Source organism: Mesorhizobium sp. M7A.F.Ca.US.007.01.2.1, from assembly GCF_003998165.1.
GTDB lineage: Bacteria > Pseudomonadota > Alphaproteobacteria > Rhizobiales > Rhizobiaceae > Mesorhizobium > Mesorhizobium ciceri.
In genome coordinates, this window is record NZ_RZQP01000285.1 from 1 (window position 1) to 6,842 (window position 6,842).

General features: G+C 64.4%; 8 protein-coding genes and 1 pseudogene. 4 read left to right on the forward strand and 5 right to left on the reverse strand.

What is annotated here, in order from left to right; translation table 11 throughout:
* The first annotated feature begins 29 nt into the window (after window positions 1-29).
* A complete protein-coding gene (locus EN949_RS31155; protein WP_013529377.1) occupies window positions 30-458 on the forward strand; it encodes a cupin domain-containing protein in 429 nt (142 codons plus the stop codon).
* Window position 459: 1 nt separating this feature from the next.
* Here the strand turns inward: EN949_RS31155 and EN949_RS31160 are convergent, their stop codons facing one another.
* Genes EN949_RS31160 through EN949_RS31170 form a run of 3 tightly spaced genes read right to left on the reverse strand, consistent with a single transcriptional unit; the run spans window position 460 to window position 2,877 of the window.
* Window positions 460-1,146 carry a lysoplasmalogenase gene (locus EN949_RS31160; protein WP_127369168.1) on the reverse strand — a complete coding sequence of 229 codons (687 nt, stop codon included), beginning with the start codon at window positions 1,144-1,146 and terminating at the stop codon, window positions 460-462.
* Window positions 1,143-2,054, reverse strand: a complete 912-nt coding sequence (locus EN949_RS31165; protein ID WP_127366678.1) for an EamA family transporter — start codon at window positions 2,052-2,054, stop codon at window positions 1,143-1,145. Before EN949_RS31165 ends, EN949_RS31160 begins: the two co-directional genes overlap by 4 nt.
* Window positions 2,055-2,088: 34 nt before the next feature.
* Entirely contained in the window at window positions 2,089-2,877 is a 789-nt protein-coding gene (locus EN949_RS31170) for a DUF3108 domain-containing protein (RefSeq protein ID WP_063169105.1), read from the reverse strand.
* Window positions 2,878-3,134: 257 nt separating this feature from the next.
* Between EN949_RS31170 and rpmB the strand changes: the two genes are divergently transcribed.
* The 3 genes from rpmB to EN949_RS31185 all read left to right on the forward strand — a co-directional run bounded on the left by rpmB (window position 3,135) and on the right by EN949_RS31185 (window position 5,005).
* A complete protein-coding gene (gene rpmB, locus EN949_RS31175) occupies window positions 3,135-3,431 on the forward strand; it encodes a 50S ribosomal protein L28 (protein WP_013529373.1) in 297 nt (98 codons plus the stop codon).
* Between the two features lie 162 nt (window positions 3,432-3,593).
* A complete protein-coding gene (locus EN949_RS31180; RefSeq protein WP_024503743.1) occupies window positions 3,594-4,274 on the forward strand; it encodes a queuosine precursor transporter in 681 nt (226 codons plus the stop codon).
* Between the two features lie 59 nt (window positions 4,275-4,333).
* Complete coding sequence (locus tag EN949_RS31185) at window positions 4,334-5,005, forward strand: hypothetical protein (protein ID WP_063169106.1); 672 nt, start codon at window positions 4,334-4,336, stop codon at window positions 5,003-5,005.
* A gap of 11 nt (window positions 5,006-5,016) precedes the next feature.
* Here EN949_RS31185 and EN949_RS31190 read toward each other — a convergent pair whose 3' ends face one another.
* Window positions 5,017-6,045 (reverse strand): esterase-like activity of phytase family protein, encoded by a 1,029-nt coding sequence (locus EN949_RS31190; RefSeq protein ID WP_063169107.1) that lies wholly within the window; start codon window positions 6,043-6,045, stop codon window positions 5,017-5,019.
* A pseudogene (locus tag EN949_RS31195) lies at window positions 6,042-6,842 on the reverse strand (cobaltochelatase subunit CobT); the annotation flags it as partial. The pseudogene EN949_RS31195 and the gene EN949_RS31190, both read right to left, overlap by 4 nt.

Consider the following 6,842-nt stretch of genomic DNA (forward strand, 5'->3'; position numbering starts at 1 on the left):
CTTCTAGAGCCCGTGATATCGTCGACGCCATGACCAGCTCCGCCGAAATCATCGCGACGCTCGGGCTGAAGCCGCATCCGGAAGGCGGCTGGTATGCCGAGACCTTTCGCGATGGCACTGGCGGCGCGCGCGGCCATTCGACCGCCATTTATTTCCTGCTTGAGGAGCATCAGGTTTCGGCCTGGCACCGGGTCAAGGACGCCGCCGAGGTCTGGCACTTCCATGCCGGCGCCCCGCTGGCACTGGCAATGTGGGAAGAAGGCAGCACCGTTGTGGAGCAGGTGCTTGGAATCGATCTCGCAGCCGGTGAGCGGCCGCAGATCGTCGTGCCGGCGGGCTGGTGGCAATCGGCGCGCAGCCTCGGCGAATGGACGCTGGTCGGCTGCACCGTCGCGCCGGGCTTCGAGTTTGCCGCCTTCGAACTGGCAGCACCCGGCTGGCAGCCGAAACAACCGTAGCTCAATAAGAGCCCGGATATAGCAGGGACCCAAGCGTGATCGCGAGTTGGGCGGCGTAGTACAGCGCCCAGACGGCGAAGCGCATCCAGGCGCGGTGCGGCGAGATGGCGGCCACCAGGAATTTCTCCGTGGCGAGCAGCCCGTCGGATGCCATGAACAACAGCGCGCCGCCGATCACGGAGACGTTGCTGGTGGTCAGCGCCGAGATACCCATTGCCAGGATCGCAGCGACATAGACGGCGATCGGGATACGCAGGCCGGGACCGACGCGCCGCCACAGCGCCGCCAGCATGACGGCCGCAAACACCGCCATGGCGAGCGCGATCGCTCCGCGCCACGACTCGGCGCCAAGCACCCCCAACCCGCCACCGCTGCGCAGGAACAGCACGACATAGACGATGTGGGCGACAAGAAAACTGGCCAGCCCGCCGAGGAAGGCCTTTTCACCGTCGCGCGACAGGAATGCGTCGCCAACGGCGCTGAGGGCGAGCGCGGCGGCGAGCAGCAGCGGGCCGCCCTGCAGCCCGGCCAGCACGGCAAGCATCGCCACGGCGAGCGTCTTTGCCGCCGAGCGGGCGAGCGTTGGTGGCATGCCAAGCGTAAAGGCGTAGATCACCGCCGCCGCCAGCGAAAAGATCAGTGTCGCATTGGCATTTGCGTCGATGCCGCCGGCAAACGGCATCGTCATGCCCCGGCTCCGCTTTGGGATGCCCTGGCTCCGCTCTCAGCCGCCGGTTTGCGCAGGAACAGCGACTTCGCTGCAAGTGCGGCCCCGCCGGTGATGAGCACGCAGGCGGCGAGGATGCGCAGCGACGGCTCGGCGACGCCGGCCGCGATCAGCACCAGCGTCGACAACAGCGGTGCGGCGTAGCTTGCAGCACCCAGCACCTGGATGTTGCCGCGCTTGACGCCGATGTCCCAGGCATAGAAGGCAGCACCCACCGGCATCAGGCCAAGGCCGAGCACGGCCAGCCACTGGCCGGCACCGTCAGGCAGAACCGTCTGTTCCAGCGCCAGGTGGCAGGCGAGCGACAACACCGCGGTCGCTGCGCAGAACCAGGTGACGATGCTGGTCGGCACCGACGGGAAGCGCCGCGACAACAGCGAATAGGACGACCACAGCACGGCACAAACGGCGGCCATCGCATAGCCGAAGGCGTAACGGGCGTCGAAGGCGAGGCCCCCGCCCTTGGTGACGATCAGCACGGTGCCGGCAAGGCCGAGCAGCGCGCCGACGACATGGTTCCAGGCCAGTTTTTCGCCCGGCATCAGCGCCGAGCCGAGCACGATCAGCAAAGGCCATAGATAGGCGATCAGGCTCGCCTCCACCGCCGGCGCATTGCGCAGCGCGGTGAAATAGAAAAAGTGGTAGCCGAACAGCCCGGCAATGCCGATCAGCCACACCTGCGGCGGTATCTTCTGGCTCTTGTCGGGGGCCGGCATGAACAGCCGCGCGACCAGCCCGACACCGGTGCCGATCGAGAAGGTGATCGCCGACAAGAGGAACGGCGGCACCTGGCCCGACGCATCGGTGAGCAGTGCGAGCAGCGCCCACATGGCGACCGCCGAAAAGCCGATCAGTGTTGCGCGCCCCATTCTGTCTCCAGTGGCGCGCCAATTCTGCGCCTGGCTATTGTACCGCTTCGAAACGTCCGGCGCTGATGGTCAAGGTGCCGATCTGCGTGCCCACCGTGGCATGGATCGGCGCATATACGCCGGTTTGGCCGAGCGGTGCAAACGTCACCATCATGCGGCTTTTGCTCTTGAGATAGTTGAGCGCCTTGCGGCCCTTGCGATAGCCAGCCACCGGCTCGAAGCCCATCCGGCAGGTAACCGTGTCGCCCTTGTAGCCCGGCACCGAGATCGTGCCCTTCGAAGCGTAAGTCAGCGTCAGATCGGCGCGCATCTCGCCGTCGTAGAACTTTACCGTGCGGCCGCAGACCTGGTCGAGGCTGTCGGCATGGATGACGGTGGCAGCCATCGGATCGAGCACCGATGCCAGGTCGCCGGCACCGAGCGGCACCCAACTCTTGGGGTCGCGCTTGCCCGGCGCCGGGACGACCTGCGTCGAGGTGACCCTGCCATTTGCAAAGCGGATGTCGACCACCGATGCCTTCTTGCCGGAGGTGTAATCGGCGCGGAATGCCTGCGGCACCATCCTCTTGCCCGCAATCGTGCCTTTGGACGAGATCGTGCCACGCGTGTCGTCGAACAGTTTTGCCAACCCTGCCGCGCTGACGCTGCCTTCGATCGCGTAGGCGCCGTTCTCATAACGGCTGGAAAACGTTGATTTCGCTATCGAAAGTCCAAGGAACGACACCGTATACTCGCCCTTGAACGACTGCGGCGAGGCAGCAGACGCGGCGGACGGCAAGGCTGCGGCAAGCATGGCGGCAAAGGCATGTGACGAACGAAGCATGGCGGGATCGGTCCTTGATTTTCGGCCGGAGGCGGGCAACTCCGGTCTGGCATGTCCCTATGAGACCGCTTATAGGATGAATTCCGGCCTTAATATGAAAATGCCGGGCGCGCCGTGGGCAATGCAGGAGCTTGACGCCTCGGCGAAATGCAACTATGGAACGCCAACTTTTTCCATAAGGCCGCCTGACCAGAACCGCGCGCCACCCGGCGTGGGCTTGAGTGTTTGGCAGACCCCGAGAACTGAAGGTTAGAACAATGTCCCGCACCTGCGAACTCACTGCCAAGGCAGTCATGTCCGGCAACAATGTGAGCCACGCCAACAACAAGACCAAGCGTCGCTTCCTGCCGAACCTCGTCAATGTGACGCTGATTTCGGAAGCGCTGAACCAGAATGTGCGCCTGCGCATCTCGGCCAACGCACTGCGTTCGGTCGAACATCGCGGCGGTCTCGACGCCTTCCTGGCCAAGGCCGACGTCAAGGAATTGTCGCAGCGCGCCCGTCTGCTGAAGAAGCAGATCGCCAAGAAGACCGCCGAGCAGGCTGCCGCTTAAACAGTTCAAAGGCGGGGGACGACCGCCCTGGCCAACATCTTCTTGGCCTTGGAGCATCGGATCGAAGCCGCAAGTTTTTGGCAATCCGGTGCCCACATACGAAGGCGAGCATCGCCCGCATGGGCATGATGCTTGGCTGGTTCCATTACCCAGGATAAAAAAATGACTTCCTTCTCGCGGTATTTGCCCTTCGTGGCCGCCATGGCGCTTGTCGTCGTGGCATCGAACATTCTCGTGCAATTCCCGATGCAGGGCCAGATCGGGGGCCTCTCGCTGGCCGACCTTCTGACTTGGGGGGCCTTCACCTATCCCTTCTCGTTCCTGGTCACCGACCTCGCCAACCGCCGCTACGGACCCACTGTGGCGCGCCGGATCGTCCTTGTCGGCTTCATGACAGCGGTGATCTGCTCGATCCTTGTTCCGCCCTTCCTGTTCCGTCACGGCCTGATCGAATTCGAGACCGCCGCCGACCGGCTGGTGCGTATCGCGGCCGCGTCCGGAGCGGCGTTCCTTTCCGCGCAACTGCTCGATGTCACCGTGTTCAACCGGCTGCGCCGGCAGAGCTGGTGGCGGGCGCCGATCATCGGCACGCTGGTCGGGTCGGTGTTCGACACCGCCGTGTTCTTCACCGTCGCTTTCTCGGCTGCCTTTGCCTTCGCCGGACCAAACGACGGCTTTGCGTTGGAAAACGCACCCTTGATGGGCGTCTTCCATGTCGAGGCGATGCGCTGGATCTCCTGGGCGCTTGGTGATCTCTCGGTGAAACTGATCATCGCCGTCGTCGCACTCATACCCTACCGGTTGCTCGCTGCCCGCTGGAGCCAGCCCGCGGTTGCGGCTTAAACCATGATCCCGAAAAGTGGGACCCCGTTTTCGGAAAAGATCCTGGTCGGACAAAGATCATGATCCCGTGGATCCAGCTCGATTCAGCGAAGACCCCAGACGGCGGACAAGAACTTCGCCTCAAGCGGCGCGGCACCGAATTCTCGATCATGCTGGGCACCAACGAGCTCATGAACAGCCGCCTCAGCGGTTCCGAGGAAGCGCTGGCAAAACTGTCCTGCGGGCGGATTGCCGGCCATAGCCATCCAACAATCCTGATCGGTGGGCTTGGCATGGGTTTTACCTTGCGCGCCGCGCTTACAGAATTGGCCAATGATGCCGGAATCGTCATCGCTGAACTGGTGCCGGCCGTTGTCGCCTGGGCGCGCGGTCCGATGGCCGAAATCTTTGGCGGCTGTCTCGACGATCCGCGCGTCACCATTCAGGAGACCGATGTCGGGCAGCTGATACGCTGGCAGCCCGCGGCCTGGGACGCCATCCTGCTCGATGTCGACAACGGCCCGGAAGGCATCGTCCACAAATCCAACGACGCGCTCTACAGCCTGCAGGGCCTCGCAGCCGCACGCAGCGCCCTCAAGTCGGGCGGCGTGCTGGCGGTGTGGTCGCAAGGCCCCGACATCGGCTTCACGCGGCGGCTGAAGCAGGCAGGCTTCGGGGTCGAAGAGGTCAGTACGCGCGCCAACGGCAAGCGCGGCGCGCGCCATATCATCTGGATCGCCACCAAGACGTAAAGCCGGCGGGCTCAATCCTGGTGCAGGATGAATTCCAGATAGAGGTTGCGCTGCAGGATCGAGTGGTTGTCGTCGGAGATCAGCGACACCATCAGCGCGCCGTCGTCGCGGGTCCAGACGTCGAGCCCTTCCATATTGTCGATCTGGTAGCCCATGTCGGCCTCCAGCAGCACCGGCCCGTCGGCGACCGCGCCCTTCTCGACGCTTTCGCCATAGATGCGCCGCAGCCGCATCTTGACGCCCCTCGCCATCGAGAAACTGCGCTCCAGAAGCAGCAGATCGCCATCCGGCAGGAAGGCGCCGTCGGTGATGTCGAAATCGCCGTTGCGCTTGACAGTAAAGACGCCCTTGTGCGGCCCCTCGATGATGGCGGCATAGATGTTGCCGGCCTTGTCGAGGCTCTTTTCGGAGACCACGACCAGGCCGCCCTCATGCTGACCGTTGGCATTGGCGTGGGTGACGGTCTCGAAGCCGCGATTCTGGCGCAGCTCCTGGGCCGGAACGACGAAATCCAGCGGCTTGAACGGCGCCTTCATGTCGTTGGCGTCGATCTTGAACTGGGCGACGCGGTGGCTGCGCTCGAAGCCGACGGTGGCAATGCCGTCCTTGACCGCGAGGCCTTCCGCATCGACCTCCCATTTCCTGTCGATCGGCCGACCGGTCTCGTCGACCATCTGCTGCATGCGGAAATTCTGGATGCCGGAGGGCCGCTTTTCCGCGTCGCGGACCACCGTGCCGAAGAACCAGAAGCCGGTGTCGGCAACGCCGATGAAGTCACCGCCGGCCTTCAGGAAGCGGAAGGCCGACAGCGCGCCGAAATCGCGTGTCGGCGAGGTCATCTCCAGCCCGCCGACGAATTCGAAAGGGCCGAATTGCTTGTCGGCACGGCCAATGTGAAATTCGGTGATCGGGCGGGCCGAGATTTCGACCGGTTCGACAGAACCAGAGTCGGGCGAACCGGCTGCCGCCGAAGCCACACCGGAAAGCAGGGCGATGGCGGCGAAAAGCGTCTGCTGAAAGCCGCCGCGCCTGGAGATCATCCGGCGCGCCGCATACCACCGCCGCGCCGCGTATCCTTCGCGCTTTCCTCGGCAAACAGCGAAGCCAGCTGCTCGGTCATGGCGCCAGCCAGCTCCTCGGCATCGACGATGGTGACGGCGCGGCGGTAGTAGCGCGTGACATCGTGGCCGATGCCGATGGCCAAGAGTTCCACAGGCGAACGCGTCTCGATCAGCTCGATGACGGCGCGCAGATGGCGTTCGAGATAATTGCCCGGATTGACCGACAGCGTCGAATCGTCGACCGGCGCGCCGTCCGAGATCATCATCAGGATCTTGCGCTGCTCGGGCCGGGCGATCAGCCGGTTATGCGCCCACAGCAGCGCCTCGCCGTCGATATTTTCCTTGAGCAGGCCTTCGCGCATCATCAGGCCGAGATTGCGCCGTGCCCGCCGCCACGGATGGTCGGCCGATTTGTAGATGATGTGGCGCAGATCGTTGAGCCGGCCAGGATTCGGCGGCTTGCCGTCCTTCAGCCATTTCTCGCGCGCCTGCCCGCCCTTCCACGCCCGCGTGGTGAAGCCGAGGATCTCGACCGAGACGCCGCAGCGCTCCAGCGTGCGCGCCAATATGTCGGCGCAGGTGGCGGCGACCGTGATCGGCCGGCCGCGCATCGAGCCGGAATTGTCGAGCACCAGCGTCACCACCGTGTCGCGGAACTTGGTGTCGCGCTCCTGCTTGAACGACAGCGGCTGCATCGGATCGATGACGACCCGCACCAGCCGTGCCGGGTCGAGATAGCCCTCTTCCAGGTCGAAGTCCCAGGAGCGGTTCTGCTG

What these genes read in the sequence shown, in the direction of transcription:
- EN949_RS31165 (WP_127366678.1), bottom strand. Translation starts at nt 2,054, where the DNA reads ATGGGGCGCGCAACACTGATCGGCTTTTCGGCGGTCGCCATGTGGGCG.
- EN949_RS31160 (WP_127369168.1), bottom strand. Translation starts at nt 1,146, where the DNA reads ATGACGATGCCGTTTGCCGGCGGCATCGACGCAAATGCCAATGCGACA.
- EN949_RS31180 (WP_024503743.1), top strand. Translation starts at nt 3,594, where the DNA reads ATGACTTCCTTCTCGCGGTATTTGCCCTTCGTGGCCGCCATGGCGCTT.
- EN949_RS31185 (WP_063169106.1), top strand. Translation starts at nt 4,334, where the DNA reads ATGATCCCGTGGATCCAGCTCGATTCAGCGAAGACCCCAGACGGCGGA.
- EN949_RS31170 (WP_063169105.1), bottom strand. Translation starts at nt 2,877, where the DNA reads ATGCTTCGTTCGTCACATGCCTTTGCCGCCATGCTTGCCGCAGCCTTG.
- EN949_RS31190 (WP_063169107.1), bottom strand. Translation starts at nt 6,045, where the DNA reads ATGATCTCCAGGCGCGGCGGCTTTCAGCAGACGCTTTTCGCCGCCATC.
- EN949_RS31155 (WP_013529377.1), top strand. Translation starts at nt 30, where the DNA reads ATGACCAGCTCCGCCGAAATCATCGCGACGCTCGGGCTGAAGCCGCAT.
- rpmB (WP_013529373.1), top strand. Translation starts at nt 3,135, where the DNA reads ATGTCCCGCACCTGCGAACTCACTGCCAAGGCAGTCATGTCCGGCAAC.